This window comes from Macrococcus sp. DPC7161 (genome assembly GCF_004117835.1).
Classification (GTDB): Bacteria; Bacillota; Bacilli; order Staphylococcales; family Staphylococcaceae; genus SDSC01.
Genome location: NZ_SDSC01000010.1, coordinates 47,458 through 65,906 on the forward strand (window position 1 = coordinate 47,458; position 18,449 = coordinate 65,906).

The 18,449-nt window shown below is 33.9% G+C and carries 17 protein-coding genes and 9 tRNA genes; 23 read left to right on the forward strand and 3 right to left on the reverse strand.

Translation table 11 applies throughout. The features are described from left to right. The first annotated feature begins 8 nt into the window (after positions 1-8). Genes hemH through lplA form a run of 3 tightly spaced genes read left to right on the forward strand, consistent with a single transcriptional unit; the run spans position 9 to position 3,330 of the window. Positions 9-929, forward strand: coding sequence for a ferrochelatase (gene hemH, locus ER639_RS11005; RefSeq protein WP_129065813.1), 921 nt, complete (start codon positions 9-11; stop codon positions 927-929). Between the two features lie 11 nt (positions 930-940). After that, on the forward strand, positions 941-2,329 hold the full coding sequence (gene hemY / locus ER639_RS11010) for a protoporphyrinogen oxidase (protein ID WP_129065814.1): 1,389 nt from the start codon (positions 941-943) through the stop codon (positions 2,327-2,329). 11 nt (positions 2,330-2,340) lie between these two features. Beyond that, the gene (gene lplA, locus ER639_RS11015) at positions 2,341-3,330 is read left to right on the forward strand and encodes a lipoate--protein ligase (protein WP_129065815.1); all 990 of its coding nucleotides are present in this window, start codon (positions 2,341-2,343) and stop codon (positions 3,328-3,330) included. Positions 3,331-3,404: 74 nt separating this feature from the next. On the opposite strand, the gene ER639_RS11020 is transcribed toward lplA, so the two are convergent. Beyond that, entirely contained in the window at positions 3,405-3,611 is a 207-nt protein-coding gene (locus ER639_RS11020; protein ID WP_129065816.1) for an IDEAL domain-containing protein, read from the reverse strand. A gap of 205 nt (positions 3,612-3,816) precedes the next feature. Between ER639_RS11020 and ER639_RS11025 the strand changes: the two genes are divergently transcribed. The 14 genes from ER639_RS11025 to ER639_RS11090 all read left to right on the forward strand — a co-directional run bounded on the left by ER639_RS11025 (position 3,817) and on the right by ER639_RS11090 (position 8,109). After that, positions 3,817-4,380, forward strand: coding sequence for a competence protein ComK (locus tag ER639_RS11025; RefSeq protein ID WP_129065817.1), 564 nt, complete (start codon positions 3,817-3,819; stop codon positions 4,378-4,380). 103 nt (positions 4,381-4,483) lie between these two features. Continuing rightward, positions 4,484-4,558, forward strand: a tRNA-Asn gene (locus ER639_RS11030). Between the two features lie 2 nt (positions 4,559-4,560). Further along, positions 4,561-4,649, forward strand: a tRNA-Ser gene (locus ER639_RS11035). A gap of 205 nt (positions 4,650-4,854) precedes the next feature. Beyond that, positions 4,855-5,112, forward strand: a complete 258-nt coding sequence (locus tag ER639_RS11040; protein WP_129065818.1) for a YjcQ family protein — start codon at positions 4,855-4,857, stop codon at positions 5,110-5,112. Between the two features lie 219 nt (positions 5,113-5,331). Beyond that, positions 5,332-6,249 (forward strand): ketopantoate reductase family protein, encoded by a 918-nt coding sequence (locus ER639_RS11045; protein WP_164993435.1) that lies wholly within the window; start codon positions 5,332-5,334, stop codon positions 6,247-6,249. A 454-nt stretch (positions 6,250-6,703) separates the two neighbouring features. Then, positions 6,704-6,777, forward strand: a tRNA-Met gene (locus ER639_RS11050). Between the two features lie 7 nt (positions 6,778-6,784). Next, positions 6,785-6,860 (forward strand) — tRNA-Asp (locus tag ER639_RS11055). Between the two features lie 3 nt (positions 6,861-6,863). Then, positions 6,864-6,936: transfer RNA gene (locus ER639_RS11060), tRNA-Phe, on the forward strand. A gap of 14 nt (positions 6,937-6,950) precedes the next feature. After that, positions 6,951-7,026, forward strand: a tRNA-His gene (locus ER639_RS11065). An 11-nt stretch (positions 7,027-7,037) separates the two neighbouring features. Continuing rightward, positions 7,038-7,111 (forward strand) — tRNA-Gly (locus ER639_RS11070). A 5-nt stretch (positions 7,112-7,116) separates the two neighbouring features. Continuing rightward, positions 7,117-7,191 (forward strand) — tRNA-Asn (locus tag ER639_RS11075). Between the two features lie 4 nt (positions 7,192-7,195). Beyond that, positions 7,196-7,267 (forward strand) — tRNA-Glu (locus tag ER639_RS11080). 123 nt (positions 7,268-7,390) lie between these two features. Then, entirely contained in the window at positions 7,391-7,843 is a 453-nt protein-coding gene (locus ER639_RS11085; protein ID WP_129065820.1) for a PH domain-containing protein, read from the forward strand. Positions 7,844-7,854: 11 nt separating this feature from the next. Continuing rightward, complete coding sequence (locus ER639_RS11090) at positions 7,855-8,109, forward strand: hypothetical protein (protein ID WP_129065821.1); 255 nt, start codon at positions 7,855-7,857, stop codon at positions 8,107-8,109. A 363-nt stretch (positions 8,110-8,472) separates the two neighbouring features. On the opposite strand, the gene ER639_RS11095 is transcribed toward ER639_RS11090, so the two are convergent. Then, complete coding sequence (locus tag ER639_RS11095; RefSeq protein ID WP_129065822.1) at positions 8,473-9,636, reverse strand: IS256 family transposase; 1,164 nt, start codon at positions 9,634-9,636, stop codon at positions 8,473-8,475. A gap of 291 nt (positions 9,637-9,927) precedes the next feature. Next, a complete protein-coding gene (locus ER639_RS11100) occupies positions 9,928-10,848 on the reverse strand; it encodes a 1,4-dihydroxy-2-naphthoate polyprenyltransferase (RefSeq protein ID WP_129065823.1) in 921 nt (306 codons plus the stop codon). Between the two features lie 142 nt (positions 10,849-10,990). On the opposite strand from ER639_RS11100, the gene ER639_RS11105 reads away from it, so the two are divergent. The 6 genes from ER639_RS11105 to ER639_RS11130 all read left to right on the forward strand — a co-directional run bounded on the left by ER639_RS11105 (position 10,991) and on the right by ER639_RS11130 (position 17,934). Then, positions 10,991-12,268 (forward strand): isochorismate synthase, encoded by a 1,278-nt coding sequence (locus tag ER639_RS11105; protein ID WP_164993436.1) that lies wholly within the window; start codon positions 10,991-10,993, stop codon positions 12,266-12,268. Then, the gene (menD, locus tag ER639_RS11110) at positions 12,265-13,923 is read left to right on the forward strand and encodes a 2-succinyl-5-enolpyruvyl-6-hydroxy-3-cyclohexene-1-carboxylic-acid synthase (RefSeq protein ID WP_129065825.1); all 1,659 of its coding nucleotides are present in this window, start codon (positions 12,265-12,267) and stop codon (positions 13,921-13,923) included. Before ER639_RS11105 ends, menD begins: the two co-directional genes overlap by 4 nt. After that, positions 13,907-14,686 carry a 2-succinyl-6-hydroxy-2,4-cyclohexadiene-1-carboxylate synthase gene (menH, locus tag ER639_RS11115; RefSeq protein WP_240664060.1) on the forward strand — a complete coding sequence of 260 codons (780 nt, stop codon included), beginning with the start codon at positions 13,907-13,909 and terminating at the stop codon, positions 14,684-14,686. Before menD ends, menH begins: the two co-directional genes overlap by 17 nt. Beyond that, positions 14,683-15,501, forward strand: coding sequence for a 1,4-dihydroxy-2-naphthoyl-CoA synthase (gene menB / locus ER639_RS11120; RefSeq protein ID WP_129065827.1), 819 nt, complete (start codon positions 14,683-14,685; stop codon positions 15,499-15,501). Before menH ends, menB begins: the two co-directional genes overlap by 4 nt. 89 nt (positions 15,502-15,590) lie before the next feature. Then, a complete protein-coding gene (gene menE, locus ER639_RS11125; protein ID WP_129065828.1) occupies positions 15,591-16,991 on the forward strand; it encodes an o-succinylbenzoate--CoA ligase in 1,401 nt (466 codons plus the stop codon). After that, the gene (locus ER639_RS11130) at positions 16,972-17,934 is read left to right on the forward strand and encodes an enolase C-terminal domain-like protein (RefSeq protein ID WP_129065829.1); all 963 of its coding nucleotides are present in this window, start codon (positions 16,972-16,974) and stop codon (positions 17,932-17,934) included. The genes menE and ER639_RS11130 overlap by 20 nt, the downstream gene beginning before the upstream one ends. Positions 17,935-18,449 lie beyond the last annotated feature (515 nt).

Consider the following 18,449-nt stretch of genomic DNA (forward strand, 5'->3'; position numbering starts at 1 on the left):
AGTAAGGCATGGGTAAAAAAGGGTTACTAGTAATGGCGTATGGTACGCCTTACAAAGAAGAAGATATTGAACCATACTATACACATATTAGACATGGTAGAAAACCATCAGAAGAAAGTTTACAAGATTTAAAAGATAGATATCAGGCAATAGGTGGTATTTCACCATTAGCAGGCACAACTGAAAGACAAGCAGAAAGTTTAGTTAAAGCATTAAATGAAGCAACTGGTGAAGATTATCAAGTTTATATTGGTTTAAAACATATTGCACCGTTTATTGAAGATACTGTGAAACAAATGCATGATGATGGGATTACTGAAGCGGTAACGATTGTACTTGCACCGCATTTTTCAAATTTCTCAGTAGGTAGTTACAACAAGCGTGCAGCTGAAGAAGCGGAGAAATATGGTATTGCATTAAAGCATGTTGATCAGTTTTATAATCAAGAAAAGTTTATTCAATTTTGGGTTGATCAAGTGAATGATATACTTGATCAAATTCCTACGGATGCACATGAAAAGACGGTTTTAATTGTGAGTGCACACAGCTTACCAGAAAAAATTAAATTAATGAACGATCCATATCCTGATCAATTAGAAGAAACAGCAACACTCATTGCAGAACGTTCAAACATTTTAAATGTTGAAACAGGATGGCAATCGGAAGGCAATACACCAGATCCATGGTTAGGACCAGATGTTCAAGATTTAACGCGTGCCTTATATGAGGAAGAACAATATGAACATTTCATTTACACACCAGTCGGATTTGTATGTGAACATTTAGAAGTGTTATACGATAATGATATTGAATGTAAAGTCGTATGTGATGAATTAGGAGTACATTACCATCGTCCACAAATGCCAAATACACATGAACTATTTATTGGCAGTATGGTTGATGAAATTATTGAAGTTTTAAATAAATAGGAGATGTTTCTATGAAGAATGTAGCCATTATTGGTGCAGGCATTACGGGATTATCAGCAGCATATTATTTAAGAAAAGCACAAGAGGATATCAATATCGATGTCTATGAACAATCGAATCGTCCAGGTGGAAAGATTAAGACGTACCAAAAAGATGGTTATACGATTGAATTAGGTCCAGAATCATATTTAGGACGTAAAACAATTATGACTGAGCTAGCTACTGAAATTGGATTAAAGGATGAATTGGTTGTCAATAATACTGGGAAAAGTTATATTTACGCCAAAAATAAATTATATCCAATTCCAGGGGGCTCTATTTTAGGGATTCCAACTGAAGTAAAACCATTTGTAAGTACGAAACTGATTTCACCAATCGGTAAGTTACGTGCAGGATTGGATTATGTGAAGCGACCACAAAAGATGTATACAGATATCTCAGTGGGTGCATTCTTTAGACATCGTCTAGGTAATGAAGTATTAGAAAACTTAATTGAACCATTGTTATCAGGTATATATGGTGCGAATATTGATGAATTAAGTTTAAACAGTACTTTCCCTGAATTTAAGCTACAAGAAGAAAAGCATGGCAGTTTAATTAAAGGCATGCGCTATACGAAGAAATTAAGACCAAAACCATCACAAAGTACGCCTTCTAAACCATTAGGCCAATTTAGACAATTTAAAAACGGTCTTGAAGGATTTATTAAGACATTGGAACAGCATTTAGTTCAACAAAATGTAAAGATGCATTACAATCACGAAGTCACAGCGATTCAAAAGAACGAACAAGGCTATTTGATTACGGTAAATGGGACTACGAAACAATATGACCATGTCATCATTACAGTGCCACATACGGTATTTAGAAATTGGTTTGATGATGTTGAAATGAGTTATTTTAAATATATGAAAGCAACAAGCGTCGCAACTGTTGTCATGGCATTTGATGCATCTCAAGTAGATAACAGTGAGGATGGCACAGGATTTGTTATCGCTAAAAATTCAGATACTGTGATTACGGCATGTACTTGGACAGATAAAAAATGGTCACATGCTGCTCCAAAAGGCAAAACATTGCTAAGAGCGTATGTTGGCCGTCCAGGCGATGATGTTATAAAAACGCATACTGAAGATGAAATTGTACAATTAGCAAGACGTGACCTTGATAAAATGATGCATATTACAGGTGAACCAGAATTTACGATTGTAACGAAACTGCCTAATAGCATGCCGCAATATGAAGTAGGTCATAAAGCAAGAATCGATGCAATCAAATCATTCATTCAACAAAAGTATCCTAATTTAATTATTACAGGTGCATCATTTGATGCTATTGGATTGCCAGATTGTATTACGCAAGGGAAACAAGCAGCAGAACAAATTGCAAATATCAAATAAAGAGGTATAAAATGAAATTTATTCATAATAATGACATTCATGATCCTAGCATCAATTTAGCAATGGAAGAATATATATTAAAGAATTTACCAAATGATGAAACATATTTTTTATTTTATGTGAATGAACCGTCAATTATCATTGGAAAGAACCAAAATACATTTGCTGAAATCAATCAAAAATATGTCGATGAAAAAGGGATACATGTTGTTCGTCGAATTTCTGGTGGCGGCGCAGTATATCATGATTTAGGCAATTTAAATTTCAGCTTTGTAACAAATGCCGATGAAGATAGTTTCCATAACTTTAAAAAGTTCACACAACCTATTGTAGATGCACTTCAAACATTGGGTGTAGAAGCAAAGTTATCAGGTCGTAACGACTTGCAAGTCGGAGAACGCAAAATTTCTGGTAATGCCATGTTCCAATCAGGAGATCGTATGTTTTCACATGGCACATTAATGTTAGATAGTAATATTGATGAAGTCGTGAATAGCTTACACGTTAATGAAAAGAAATTAATCTCAAAGGGTATTAAATCGATTCGTTCACGCGTTGCGAATATCTCTGAATTTTTAGAAACACCGATTACTATGGATGAATTTAAAGCACTATTGTTAAAAGCCATCTTTAATAATGAAGCGGTAGATGAGTATGTATTAACAGAAAGCGATTGGCAAAAAATTCATGAAATCAGTGAAGCCAAATATCGTAATTATGAATGGAACTATGGTCGAAATCCAAAGTACAACTATGAAATAAAACAAAAATTTGAAGGCGGCTTATTAGAACTTAAACTTAATGTCAAACACGGTATTTTGGAAGACGTTAAAATATTCGGAGATTTCTTCGGTGTTGGTGAAGTTAAAGAGATAGAAGAGAAAATGACAGGTCTTCCACATCAATTAAAAGCAGTTGAAACTGCACTTGAAGATGTAGATTTCTCTCATTACTTTGGTAGGGTCACTAAAGAAGAATTTTTAAGTTTGATTGCAGTATAATTTAAAAATTTCATAATTAAACAAAGAGACATTGATTAATGATTTTCAATGTCTCTTTTTAATGCTTTAACATATTATGCCTCCAACGCCTTTAATTCATCAGTATAGCGCATAAAATCAACTTCATTATGCGTTAAAAGCGCTTGATCAATTTTTTCAATTAATTGAGCTTTCTTCGCAGACTTAATCGCATCAGTCATTAACAACTCAATATATAAGTCGTGAAGATTTGTTACGAATGTGTGTAAGTTTTGATTTTTAATCTTTGAATATTGATTCATATATACCCCTCCTTAATGATTGTAGTAAGTATAGTACATATACCCATTAAATTCAAGGAATATTCAGAATTTATTAATTATTTTTAGTTTTTATAATATGAAATATGTGAAAATTACGTAAATATTGTAAAATTAATCTATTTGTTAACAAAAAGTTAACTTTTTGATGTAAAATATGTTTATGTTAACTTAGGAGGAAATTTTGATGGATCGATATATCATTAATGAGAAAACAATGTATATTAGAGCTGTTGTTAAAAGTGATGGCGTGTATTCAATTGTGCAAGAATTTAATGAAAAACCAATACTCGTCAAAAAAAAGCCCTGCTTAATAATGGAAGAAACATGTTATTATTACCAAACGACTTATACTGTAAGGAAAGAGATTTCGAGAGATATCGGTAATATTTCTCATAAGCCACCGATTATATTAAGACCAGAAACATCGACTTATTTATTTCCAACACATAGTGATCGGTTAAAAGAGTGTAGTTGGATTAATTTACAATATGTGCATTCCTTTAAAAAGAAAAGTATGAATGAAACATTTGTCGTATTTGATGACAAAACTGAAATTTTATTTCCAGTAAGTGAGTATGTAATGAACAATCAATTCTTAAATACCATTAAGCTAGAATATTTATTAAGAACGAAGTCAATGAAAGTAGATCAAGTGACAAAACTTGCTGTCAATTTTGAGAAATCAAAAACAAGTATATTTGAAGTATTGGCGATGTATGCGATGTTAGACCAAAGTAAAGATACATAAAGATAATAGGGTTATCACTTTAGTGTAAAAGTTCCGTAAATTTATTTATGAAAACTATTGATAAATTTTGGCCACTTGATATAATAGTATTTGTTCCAATTATTCCACAGTAGCTCAGTGGTAGAGCTATCGGCTGTTAACCGATCGGTCGTAGGTTCGAGTCCTACCTGTGGAGCCATTGGAGATGTACTCAAGTTGGCTGAAGAGGCGCCCCTGCTAAGGGTGTAGGTCGGGAAACTGGCGCGAGGGTTCGAATCCCTCCATCTCCGTTACAAACACTTAACCAGAAGGTTAGGTGTTTTTTGTTTATTTATGAATTATTTAACAAAATGGCTTAATAGTGATAATTATCACACGCCTCGAATATCATATCGTGATATAATCAATAAATAAATTATATATGTTCAATTCATTGGCATGTATATTCAAGATACTTGCAGCTAGAGAAAAATATTTGTAGGTAGGAGGGGTCTTGTGCAGCAGAATATGATTAAAGTATTAGAAGGGATTAAAAATCACCAATCATTGAGCTATTCTGATTTGAATTTAACGAAAAATGAATTTGGCGACGTGGTACAAATGATTAAATCTAAAAAATATGCAACTAATATTTATGTCCGAAAAATGGATGATGTATACACGATGATTGATATTTCTGATGGGGATTTAACGAGTAAAGGCTATCATTATTTAGCCGAAGCATTAGATTTTAATGTAACTGATGAATTATAGATGATTTGTGAATTTAATATGATTATTATATATTGATGTTTATAAGAGAGGTTAAGACGAACAGGTCTTAATCTCTTATTTTTATTCTATTAATAAAAGCTATGAGGCCATAAATTATACCATTAGTAAGTTTGTGAAACGAGTAACAATCTCTAAGATCATTATGTTAGAATATAAATGTAGATGATGACTAAAGAAATGATTGAGGAGGAAGAACATATGAAAATTGTAATTGCAGGATCAGGAGCTATGGGAGGCCGTGTTGGTTTATATTTAACAGAAAGTGGTCAAGATGTTATGATGCTAGATGCTTGGCAAGCACATGTTGATGCAATGAATGAACAATTAATCGTGAATTCATATGGAGAACAAACGAAACATCAAGTTAAAGCTGCATTATTTGAAGATTATAAAGAAGAAGCAGATTTAGTGATATTATTAACAAAAGCATTAACGGCAGAAGCAACGATTGATCAATTGATTGCTCAAGGGGTAATTACAAAATCAACAAAAGTAATGTCATTAATGAATGGTTTAGGGCATGGCGATATGCTGTTGAAAAAATTAGATCAAGAGCAAGTGATATTAGCAGTTACTATGTGGTCTGCTGGATTAAAAGGTCCAGGTGAATTGATTTTAGAAGGTACTGGTAATATTGAATTTGGATATCCAGATGGACATGTAGATGCATACTTAGAAGCATTAAAAGAAATTTTTGATAATGCGAAGTTAAATGGTCATATTAGCCAAGATATCGTAACAACTATTTGGAATAAAGCATTAGTAAACTGCTGCTTCAACACGTATTGTTCAGTAACAGATAAACGTATCGGTGAGTTCGGTGCTTATGAAAAGTCTGATGAAATGTTAATTCCATTAGTGAAAGAAATCATTGCAGTAGGCGCAACAAAAGGTGCAAAATTAGACTTTGAAGCAACAATGAAAAAATTCCATGCAATGTATTCACCGGATGTAGTTGGTTTACATTATCCTTCAATGACGCAAGATATTCATAATGGCCGTAAAACAGAAGTTGATTTCTTAACAGGGGCAGTTAGCCGTTTCGGAGATGAAGCGGGTATTGAAACACCATACTGTGATATCTTAACGCATTTAGTACATCAAATTGAAAAGTAATTATCAGATTTAATTTTGAAGGAATGGAGAAATCCATTCCTTTTTTGTTATGGTTATTTGTTATGTGACTGGCTAGTATTTACCGAATACTAGCCACTGGGAGAGGAAATGGGTGTATTTTGTGGTTGAGTGGCTAGTATTTACCGAATACTAGCCACTGGGAGTGGAACTCGGCGTATTTTAAGGGTGACTAGCTAGTATTTAGATTATATCCATCAGAACAGTTTAAATAATAAGCACTTTTAAAGGAGTTAAATTTGTATGTAAATGTGAACATTTAAGGTGAATTATACACTTCTTATTGACATTATTATCGCTAATTTATATACTTAAGAAGTTCGATTGATTTTAGTAATTGTTGTGACGAATTACACTTTTTAATTGTTGACGCAGCAATATGAACAATGTTATATTTTTAAAGTACTCTTTTGAAACGAGTAAAAAATATTATTAACGCGGGATGGAGCAGTCTGGTAGCTCGTCGGGCTCATAACCCGAAGGTCGGTGGTTCAAATCCGCCTCCCGCAATTAAAGTGGTCCCGTGGTGTAGCGGTTAACATGCCTGCCTGTCACGCAGGAGATCGCGGGTTCGATTCCCGTCGGGACCGCCATTTGGCTCAGTAGCTCAGTCGGTAGAGCAAAGGATTGAAAATCCTTGTGTCGGCGGTTCGATTCCGTCCTGAGCCATATTTTTAAGTGTGGCGATTGTGGCGAAGTGGTTAACGCATCGGATTGTGGTTCCGACATTCGTGGGTTCGATTCCCATCAGTCGCCCCATTGTTAATTTCGCGGGTGTAGTTTAGTGGTAAAACCTCAGCCTTCCAAGCTGATGTTGTCGGTTCGATTCCGATCACCCGCTCCATATTATCCACAGTAGCTCAGTGGTAGAGCTATCGGCTGTTAACCGATCGGTCGTAGGTTCGAGTCCTACCTGTGGAGCCATTTAGGCCCCTTGGTCAAGCGGTTAAGACACCGCCCTTTCACGGCGGTAACACGGGTTCGAATCCCGTAGGGGTCATTTAATCAGAGACGAAAAATTGTCTCTGATTTTTTTTTGGATAAAAATAAATATAAATACGTACACTTTTATGAATTGTGCATGTATAATAAGCTTAATACGATATAAAATATAGGTGATGTCATGAGAGTAAAACAATCGACTAGAGCAACGTTAGAAAATCTGAAATATCCATTAAGATATAAACGTTTTTCTAAAATATTTAAACGAATAAAAAAATCAGACCGACGTTTCTTTATCAAGTTATTAAAAACAATTTGTAAAGATATCGAAAATAAAGAAATGATACACTTTGCGACTTTTAGTCAAGTCAATTTAAATCAACATGGTTTATTACTTTTAATGAAGAATAGAGTCATTTTAGTGCATAGTAAAGTTAAGTCAAGACGTATTTTTTATGAAGTAATTCCTTATAATGATATTTTAGATATCGACTTTGATTTAGGTGAAGAAGCATATGGTCATTTGTATATGAAAGCAAAACGTGAGCATTTGACAGATAAAAATTATAAAATAAGATTAATACGTAATGAAGATTTACCACAAATTGTACAATTCATACGTAATCATTTATAAGGGGTGAGTATATGTCAAACATCGATAAGTTAGTTTCATATGCACAATTAAAATTAGGTCAATTTGGCCAAGATTACAGAGAAAATCATGAACATGATGCAGTACAAGAAATTCAGCCTAAATCATATGATGTGAATGGTTCTACAATTACTGTACATTACGATGCACATGATTACACTTTAAACTTAGAAGAATCAGGTGTTTCTGAAGTAACTGAAGCAGATGCGAAAGCAGTTGTTGATAGATTAAATTCATTCTTTGGATAAGATAATTATGAGGGTAAGACTTTTTGGAGTCTTACTCTCTTTTTTGTGGTGATATTTATTTGAATTTTTTTGTGTTGTGGCACTCAGATACATTTTGAGTGCCACAACTAAAAGAATCATCGAAATTTCATGGAGTAGTGGCACTCAGATTCGTTTTGAGTGCCACAACGAAAAGAATCATTGAAATTTCATGGAGTAGTGGCACTCAGATTCGTTTTGAGTGCCACAACGAAAAGAATCATTGAAGTTTCATGGAGTAGTGGCACTCAGATTCGTTTTGAGTGCCACAACGAAAAGAATCATTGAAGTTTCAAGTCAAGTCCATATTATTGTGTAATAAAAATTACAATGCAAATTAACCTATTACTTTAAAAATGTTTTGTTAATATCAAGTGTTTCAGACAAGTCTAATAAAACTGCTCCTATCAATCTAAAAGCAGAATCTTGATTAGGGAAAATTCTAATTACTGACTCCCTTCTTCGTATTTGAAGATTAGTATTTTCTATACTGTTTGTAGTCCTGATATGTTTATGATGTCTCTCAGGGAATTTGAAAAATTGAGTGGCATCATGGAACCCTTCATCAAGTATATCTATAACTTTTTGAAACTTGGGGTTGTCTTCGACAAGAGAAATAAATTCGTCTCTTAATTCCTTTGCATGTTGTATTGTTGGAGCTCTAAAAATACTCTTAAGTATTAGTCTTTCTTGTTCTGTATTCTTCTTCGGCATAACATCAATCATGTTTCTTAAAAAATGTACTGTACATCTCTGCCATGGAACATCAAGAAATTCTTCTTTAATAGCTGATTTTAAGCCTTTATGTGCATCTGAAATTATTAGGTTCGGATTTGAAAATCCTCTAGCTCTTAAATCAGCAAAAAATTCTTGCCAGGCGATATGAGACTCTTTTTCAGAAACACTGAAACCGACTAATTCTCTTTTGTCTTGATGATTAATCGCTTGAGCAATATAAACAGCTTTAGACACTATTTTATGGTTTTCTCGCACTTTAATATACATAGCATCTACAAACAAATACTTGTATGTATTTTTAGTTAATGGTCTTTCTGACCATCGTTTAATTTCAGGATCTAATTTCTTCAGCATATTAGAAACAAAAGATTTAGACACTTGTTTGCCAGCTATGGATTCAACAAGTTTAGTTACTTTTCTTGTTGAAACACCATTTACAACTGATTCAATCATCATCAGTACCAATGTTTGATCCATACGTGAATACTTTTCAAATAGCTCAGTAGAGAATTCACCATCTCTAGTTCTAGGAATTTTGAGGTCAATAGTACCGACAGGTACAGTAAGCTGTCTTTCATAATAACCATTGCGAACTGCTTGTCTTTCATCTGTTTTTTCCTTGATATTTGCGTTGACCAACTTGTCACGTTCAGCTTCCATATACGCATTCATAATGGTGATAAGCTGTCCTTTAATAACATTGTTTAAATTACAATTTAATAATTCTTTTGTCATTTCTTCGAAATTTAATGTAAAATGAATCTGAGTCATTATATAGCCACCTCTACAATTTTTCTTGGTCGATTACATTGTACATTAGTGAGCTTATAATGGCTCTTTATATTACACAATTATATGGACACTTCCAAGTTTCATGGAGTAGTGGCACTCAGATACATTTTGAGTGCCACAACGAAAAGAATCATTGAAATTTCATGGAGTAGTGGCACTCAGATACATTTTGAGTGCCACTACTAAATCAAACCATACCTAACCAAATCATCCCAAATTAAAATAAAAAATACTCATAAATCACAATGGATTTATGAGTAGCTATCACTATTAAATGGCTAATGTTGCAATGACATAAAGTGCAAAGGCAAATAAGAAACCAAATACAGTATTAAATTGTCCTGTAACTTTCATTGCAGGCATTAATTCGATTGGTGTGTCGCCTCTTAAGAAACGTCGAACAGCTTTAATTGGTAAATTACCACTTAAAATCACAATGAATAATAACCAAGAGCCATAGTTTTGAAATGCAGCATAGAACACAATTAAGAAGCTGATTAAATAAAGTACAGCCATCGTCATGACTGCAAATGTTTTACCTACTAAAATAACATAAGTTTTACGTCCGCTTGCTTTATCTTTCACACGGTCACGAATATTGTTTGCCATATTGATCATACCGATATTAATCGATACAGGTATACTCATTAAAGCAGGATAGAAATGATAATAGTTACCTGTTTGGATAAAGAATGTGATCATAATAATCATGAATCCCATGAAGAACCCTGCAAAGATTTCTCCGAACGGTGTCCATGAAATCGGTACTGGACCACCTGTATAAAAATAACCAACTGCCATACAAATGATACCTACAATCAATACAAGCCATGATGATTTCATGCAGATATAAATACCAAGGATTGCTGCAATGACATAAAATGCAATTGCTAAGTTGTAAACTGTTTTAGGTGACATGCCATTACGAACGATAGCACCACCAATACCAACTGACGTATGATCATCTAGTCCTCGTTTATAATCGAAATACTCATTAAACATATTTGTTGCCGCTTGAATGAGCAAACATGCAATCAACATTACAATTAACAGGTCTATTTTTATTGGCGCAAAGTATTTTGCGCAGGCTGTACCAACTAATACAGGTACAAAACTTGCTGTTAACGTATGTGGACGCATAAGATGATAATATTTCATAAAACCAGAATGCGTTTTTAAATGTTCAGACATGATTTTACCTCTTTAAATTTATTTTGTTCTTGTTAAATTTTATGATTTATTTTGTAAACAGTCAATATGGTGCGAAAGACTATATTAATATATAGATTTAGTGATAAAATAGACTTAATATTGCTTGAAAGAAGTGTATAGTGTGAATGACCATTCAAACGTATGTGAACCTAGTGTTCATATTTATAAAATCAATAAAATATTAAATATATATCAACTGTATTGTCATTTTAATGATAAAAAATCAGTATTGATTAATAAAGATAAAAGCTTTCAATGGATTGGTATTGGTCAATATAAAGCCATTCAATTAGATGAAATCAATCCCGCTGCAGTTGAAAAGACGTTTAAAGGTTATTTTAAACATATAGATACAGATTTAAAACGTCACGTAAAACTTTTCGGCGGATTTCATTTTGATCAATTAGGGAGTTCGTACTTTAAAGACTTTGATTTAAGTCATTTTTATATTCCTAAAGTTCAAATTGAAATAGCAAACGGTGAAACGATAGTAACTTTAATCGATGGATCACAAGAGGAATTAAATCAAATTGTTCTTGCTATTGAAAACTTAGATACACTGATTGGCAATTTAAATATTACAATCAATACACCTGAAATTGCTTCTGTAGTTGATTTGGATTTGAATCAATTCAAAGATAATGTATTAAAGGCGACGCATTTAATGACCACTTCGGATTTAGATAAAGTGGTGTTAAGTCGAAAAAAACGTGTTCAAATGACACATATTGATCCAGCAGATATTTTGTATCGTGCTTTAACAAATGATGAATTTAGTTATTTTGCGATGATACCATCAAATGATGCCATCTTTATTACGAAAACGCCTGAACAACTTGTAAAGTTAGAAGGTCAAACTTATGTAACGAATGCAATTGCAGGCACGATGGATAAAAATATGCCAGATGCTAAAAATGTATTGTTAAATGATGAGAAAAATTTAATGGAACATCAATTGGTAACCAATAGCATTGTGAGTGATTTAAAACAAGTGACAGAGGATATTGTTTATCATCATTCACCAATCATTATGGAAAATCAATTTTTCTATCATCTGTATACACCGATATCAGGGAAGTTACAAAATGCGAGTTTACTAGACCTTGCAAAAATATTACACCCAACACCAGCGTTAGGAGGGTTCCCGAAATATTTATCTAATGCATTTTTAAAAGAAGCCAATGAAGAAAGAGGGCTTTATGGTGCACCACTTGGCTATATGGATTTATGTGGTGATGGTGAGTTTATTGTTAGCATTCGATCAATGCTAATACAAGGTAATGAAGCGTTGATGTTTGGTGGTTGTGGTATTATTAAGGACAGTCAAGTCGATTTAGAAGTACATGAAACAGAAATCAAATTTAATCCAATGTTTAAAATGTTAGGTGGAAAATTATGAATCAACATTTAACTGAACAAGTCTTTACACTCGTTCGTGAATTATATCAATATGGTGTTCATGAAGTGGTGATTTCACCAGGTTCAAGATCAACACCAGTTGCGATAGCGTGTGAAGCACATCCAAAAATGAAAACGTACATACATCCAGATGAAAGAAGTGCAGGTTTCTTTGCATTAGGTTTGATTAAAGCGACAAAAAAACCAGTAGCGATACTTTGTACTTCTGGAACAGCAGCAAGCAACTTTACACCAGCTGTATCTGAAGCGGATTTAAGTCAATTACCACTTGTTGTTTTAACGAGTGATCGACCACACGAATTAAGAAATATGGGTGCACCTCAAGCCATTCAACAGGTGAATATGTTCCAATCATTTACGAAATTTCAAAGTGATTTCCCGTTAGCAGATGGTGAAGCATTAACAATTGATATGATTGAAAATACAATCATGCAAGCATCCCAATATTTTTATGGTCCAGAAACTGGTGTCGTGCATTTCAACTTACCATTTAGAGAACCTTTACTTCCTGATTTATCATTAAAGCATTTGATGTACACAGGTAAGAAACCTCTAGTGAAATATAATAAACAATTTGATGTATCAATTGTTAAACCAATATTAAAAGAAACGAATGGGGTTATTATTGCTGGGGATTGCCAGAATATTGATTTGTCTGAAATGCTTACATTTTCAACGATTCACAATATTCCAATCATCGCATGTCCACTTAGTGGCATTCGTCATACGATGCATCCAAATGTGATCACAACAGGGGATCATTTATTTAAAGTCATGCAAGATATTGAGCCAGGCTTCATTATTAGAGTCGGTAAAGCGCCTGTTTCTAAATCGACGAACCAATGGATTAAAAAACAAAACGTGCCACAAATATTGATTCAAAGTCAAACATTACCAAAATACTTCCCGAAAATGCCTGATCTATATTTAGAAATGAGTCCAAACGATTGTTTTAGACAACTGAGTAATTTAGAAGTTTCAACAAGTAAGCAATGGTTGAATTTATGGCAGAAAATGAATGATATTGCGATTCATGAAATCCATCTGTATCAATTACAAGTTAATGATGAAGGAAGTATTTATCCACAACTGTTTGAACAAATGACGAATGAAGATGTATTATTCTTCGGGAATTCTATGCCGATTCGTGATGCGGATTCATTCTTCGTGAAATATAAGGGTCTACCATATTGTAACCGTGGTGCCAATGGTATTGATGGTGTTGTTTCAACCGCACTTGGTATGGCAGCACATAAAAAAGTAACATTGTTTATCGGTGACATTTCTTTTTATCACGATATGAACGGATTAATCATGTCGAAGCTGGATCATATTGATATTAATATCGTTGTCTTTAATAATAACGGTGGGGGTATCTTTAGTTATTTACCACAAAGTGAGGAAGAACAATACTTTGAACGCTTATTTGGTACACCATTGGATTTAGATTTCAGTCATACAGCAAAGTTATATGACTTTAACTATGTAAAATACAATGTGTTCGACAAAATCACATTACCAACAAGTGGACGTAACATCATTGAAATCAAAACAGATCGCAATGATAATGTCATTGCACACAGAAGTTTAACCGAAAAAATTAAGGCAGCCATTGAAGATGCAGCAAAAAAATAGCATATTACTAGTGATGTTGCATGGCTTTTTAGGCAGTCATCAAACCTTTTTAAATCATCAAACACACATTGAAAATGAAGATGATCAAATTAAAGTATTATCGATTGATTTACCTGGGCACGGTGCAAAGTGTGAAGATGATGTGACTTGGGATTTTGAATTTGTATCGCGCTATGTATTAGAAATGATAAAATCACATCAACAATATAGGCGTGTAGTATTAATGGGATATTCTATGGGGGGACGCGTTGCATTGTATATAGCAACGCATTATCCAAATGCAATAGATGGTTTAATCATTGAAAATGCATCACCCGGCATAGAAGAAATAGAAGAACGACAGAAGCGACACTTACTAGACGTTGCACGTGGTGAAGCGATTGTTAAAGATTATAATGGCTTTGTTGAACGCTGGGCACTGTTACCTTTGTTTAATACTGCAAAGCCATTACCTGAATCAGTCGCCAAATCACAACAAAGGATTCGTTTATCACATGAACCAAATCAATTAAAAAAAGCTTTAGCGGATTATGGGACGGGCAACCAACCTAATTTATGGCCACTATTAACTCAAATTAAAGTACCTGTGTTACTTTTATCAGGGACATTAGATGTGAAATTTACCAATATCACGAAACGTATGCATCAGTTAATTCCGAATAGCATGCATATTGAATGTAATGCAGGCCATACAATTCATGTGGAAGATTCAAGATTTTTTGATACAATAATAGTATCGTTCATTAAGGAGGAAATACAGTGACTAGAGTTTGGGAAACAATTAAAGAATATGACGAAATAAAATATGAGTACTTTGAAGGTATCGGTAAAATTACGATTAACCGTCCTCATGTACGTAATGCATTTACACCTAAAACAGTAATGGAAATGATTGATGCATTTTCACGTGCACGTGATGATCAACGTATTGGTGTGATCGTTTTAACAGGTGAAGGCGATATGGCATTCTGTTCAGGTGGAGACCAAAAAGTACGTGGCCATGGTGGTTACGTAGGTGACGATAATATTCCTCGTTTAAACGTATTAGATTTACAACGTTTAATTCGTGTTATTCCAAAGCCAGTTATTGCGATGGTTCGTGGTTATGCAATCGGTGGTGGACACGTATTACATGTAGTATGTGACTTAACAATTGCTGCTGATAATGCACGTTTCGGTCAAACAGGACCTAAAGTAGGTTCATTTGATGCTGGATATGGTTCTGGTTATTTAGCACGCATTATTGGTCATAAAAAAGCACGCGAAATTTGGTACTTATGCCGTCAATATGATGCTCAAGAAGCATTAGATATGGGCTTAGTGAATACAGTAGTACCTTTAGCAGATATCGAAGATGAAACAGTGAAATGGTGTAAAGAAATTTTACAACACTCACCAACTGCTTTACGTTTCTTAAAAGCAGCGATGAATGCAGATACAGATGGCTTAGCTGGTTTACAACAATTCGCTGGTGATGCGACATTACTTTACTACACTTCAGACGAAGCGAAAGAAGGTCGTGACGCATTTAAAGAGAAACGCGAACCTAACTTTGATCAATTCCCTAAATTCCCGTAAGCAAAAAGCAGCCTAGTGCTGCTTTTTTTGTGCAGTTTTTGAACGTCAAATTAATCTTTTTGGTATGATAAGAATAAGGAAGTGAAGTCATGAATTGGTTAAAACTAGCAGCAGCACAATATCCGAATAAAGCTGCCATCATTTATTCAAATCAAACCATTACATATAAAATGCTCTATCACAATGCAATGAAAGTAGCCTATCAATTAAACACATTGGATGAAAGACGCATTGCGATTCAAGCTGAAAATACATTAGAAGATGTTTATTTCATTCATGGTGCGATATTAGCAGGTATTGAAATGGTCATGATCAATAAACATTTAACGACAAAAGAAATTACAGGACAAATGAAGTCTGTTGATACACGTCTTTGTTTTAGCAATCAAACGCTAGACATGGATTGTATCCATAAACAACAATTTATCACTCGTGCCTTAAATCAATCTAACCTATTTAAAGGTGTAGACAATAAAGATGAAGATATCTTATCCATCATGTTTACGTCTGGCACAACTGGTGTTCAAAAGGCAGTGCCACAACGCTTTAAAAACCACGTTGCAAGTGCGGTCAATTGTAAAAAGACATTTGTATATGATCACGATGCAGTTTGGTTAGATGTATTGCCATTATTTCATATTAGTGGCTTAAGCATTTTATTAAGAGCGGTAATGGATGGCTGCACAGTGGTCTTACATGATCAATTTGAACCTTCAAAAATCATTCAAGATTTAGCACAATACAAAGTGACACATCTATCACTTGTTCCTCAAACACTTGAGCGATTAATTCAAAATGGTCTTAACGAACGCTATCATTTACAAGGTGTATTGATAGGTGGCGCGAAACTTGATGAGCGATTACTTGAAACATCACGCCGTTTAAACATACCAATCTATACTTCGTTTGGGATGACAGAAACGTGTTCTCAAATGATTACCGCAACACCAGAAGATATTCAAAAGCACTTTAAAAGTGTAGGACGAATGAATGACAATTTAAAATTGTTTGAAACTAATGATGGTATTTATGAAATTGGTGTACGTGGTGGTAATGTCATGGATGGTTATTTATATCCTGAAAATGCTAATGATATCAGTTTTAAAGAAGGCTATTTTTTAACGGGTGATATCGGTTATGAAGATGATGGTTATTTATATATTTTAGATCGTCGTAAAGATTTAATCATTTCAGGTGGAGAAAATATATATCCTAGTGAAATTGAACAAATCATACTGAATCATTGTGATATTAAAGCCGTTGCAGTGATTGGTGTACCAGATGAAAAGTGGGGAAGTAGACCAGTTTGTTTGTATGAAGCACAAGAGAATCAAGATAGTGAAATCCAAGCAATATTAAATACGCATTTAGCAAAATATAAACACCCAAAAACATTGATTCATGTTGAAAACTTAATGAGAACATCAAATGGCAAAATTTCAAGATCACAAATAAAGGATTGGTATTTAAATGATTATCTCAAAGCTTAATCTATATATCTTTGAAGCACCATTTAAACAGCCTATAAAAACAGTTAAAGTCAACATGCATTCAAGAAAAGTATTGATTGTTGGATTAGTCATTGACGATAAGGAATATTTCTCAGAATGTAATGCATTTGAGACGAATTGGTATCATCATGAAACGATAGAAACGGTGATAAAAGATATTAAAATCATTTTTGAGCGACTAAAGGGGAAAACAATCCATCAAATTGAAGACATTCAACAGTTCCTTTTACCAAATTCACCAAATGCCAATGCGTGTATTGATGTATGTGTATATCAAGCCTTTCATACACAAGCATCTGTTCAAATACCAATCGGCCAAACATTAAATATCGGCCAAACCAACATAATACCAAATGCCAAACGCATCAAATTAAAAATGCATTCAAACGTATTGTCACAAGTCGAAAACATTAGAAAAGTGAGCAACATTCCAATAGTGATAGATGCCAATGGCACATTAGATCAAAATCATTTTTCATTATTAAATACATTATCCAAATATGACATCTTGTACTTTGAAGAACCATTTTCAAAAATACGAGATTATCACAAGTGTCACCAACATTATCCCAATGTTAAGCTTGCAATAGATGAAAGTGCAACAAGTATAGAAGCCATCAATCAATTTGAAGAGAGCATATCATATGCTGTTATTAAATACAGTAGAATCGGTAATGTGAGTCAATTGCTTGAACAGCAATTACCATTACAATGTGTCGCAGGTGGTATGTATGAGTATCAACTAAGTAAATATTTCACCGCAAAACTAGGTGAACACTTCAATACCGTACCCGATGTCACACCAAGTGGCACATACTTTACGGAGGATTATGCGAAATTTACAGAAACCATTAACGATGAAATGGCATTATCATTTCCAAATGTACAAAAAGAAAGATTAAAGCTGATAATTGAGAAATAGTCTTTTGCCTTGGGTTAACTGTGGCGATAAAAAGTAATTATCGCTATAGATGGAGCGATACGCCCAACAAAGTATGATAACAGTGGCGATAAAAAGAGTTTATCGCCACAGATAGAGCAGTATGCCCAACAAAGTATGCCAACAGTGGCGATAAAAAGAAATTATCGCCACAGATAGAGTAGTATGTCCATCAAAGTGTGCCAACAGTGGCGATAAAAAGAATTTATCGCCACAGTTAGAGCGGTACGCCCATCAAAGTGTGCCAACAGTGGCGATAAAAAGAATTTATCGCTATAGATAGAGCAGTATGCCCAACAAAGTATGCCAACAACGGTGATAAAAAGGAAATATCACCGTTGTTTAATAAAAAAGAACCGTACATTTTACTTGAAGTGCACCCCTAAAGTTGAACCTTAAAATTCAACTTTAGGGGTGTTTATTTTGAATAAAAAGCATGAACTTGATTTTAAATTAAGACTTATTAAAGAATATAAAGATGGAAATAATGGCTATGA

What these genes read in the sequence shown, in the direction of transcription:
- ER639_RS11045 (WP_164993435.1), top strand. Translation starts at nt 5,332, where the DNA reads ATGAAAATTGTAATTGCAGGATCAGGAGCTATGGGAGGCCGTGTTGGT.
- menD (WP_129065825.1), top strand. Translation starts at nt 12,265, where the DNA reads ATGAATCAACATTTAACTGAACAAGTCTTTACACTCGTTCGTGAATTA.
- ER639_RS11085 (WP_129065820.1), top strand. Translation starts at nt 7,391, where the DNA reads ATGAGAGTAAAACAATCGACTAGAGCAACGTTAGAAAATCTGAAATAT.
- ER639_RS11130 (WP_129065829.1), top strand. Translation starts at nt 16,972, where the DNA reads ATGATTATCTCAAAGCTTAATCTATATATCTTTGAAGCACCATTTAAA.
- ER639_RS11090 (WP_129065821.1), top strand. Translation starts at nt 7,855, where the DNA reads ATGTCAAACATCGATAAGTTAGTTTCATATGCACAATTAAAATTAGGT.
- ER639_RS11100 (WP_129065823.1), bottom strand. Translation starts at nt 10,848, where the DNA reads ATGTCTGAACATTTAAAAACGCATTCTGGTTTTATGAAATATTATCAT.
- menE (WP_129065828.1), top strand. Translation starts at nt 15,591, where the DNA reads ATGAATTGGTTAAAACTAGCAGCAGCACAATATCCGAATAAAGCTGCC.
- ER639_RS11020 (WP_129065816.1), bottom strand. Translation starts at nt 3,611, where the DNA reads ATGAATCAATATTCAAAGATTAAAAATCAAAACTTACACACATTCGTA.
- ER639_RS11095 (WP_129065822.1), bottom strand. Translation starts at nt 9,636, where the DNA reads ATGACTCAGATTCATTTTACATTAAATTTCGAAGAAATGACAAAAGAA.
- lplA (WP_129065815.1), top strand. Translation starts at nt 2,341, where the DNA reads ATGAAATTTATTCATAATAATGACATTCATGATCCTAGCATCAATTTA.
- hemY (WP_129065814.1), top strand. Translation starts at nt 941, where the DNA reads ATGAAGAATGTAGCCATTATTGGTGCAGGCATTACGGGATTATCAGCA.
- hemH (WP_129065813.1), top strand. Translation starts at nt 9, where the DNA reads ATGGGTAAAAAAGGGTTACTAGTAATGGCGTATGGTACGCCTTACAAA.
- ER639_RS11025 (WP_129065817.1), top strand. Translation starts at nt 3,817, where the DNA reads ATGGATCGATATATCATTAATGAGAAAACAATGTATATTAGAGCTGTT.
- menH (WP_240664060.1), top strand. Translation starts at nt 13,907, where the DNA reads ATGCAGCAAAAAAATAGCATATTACTAGTGATGTTGCATGGCTTTTTA.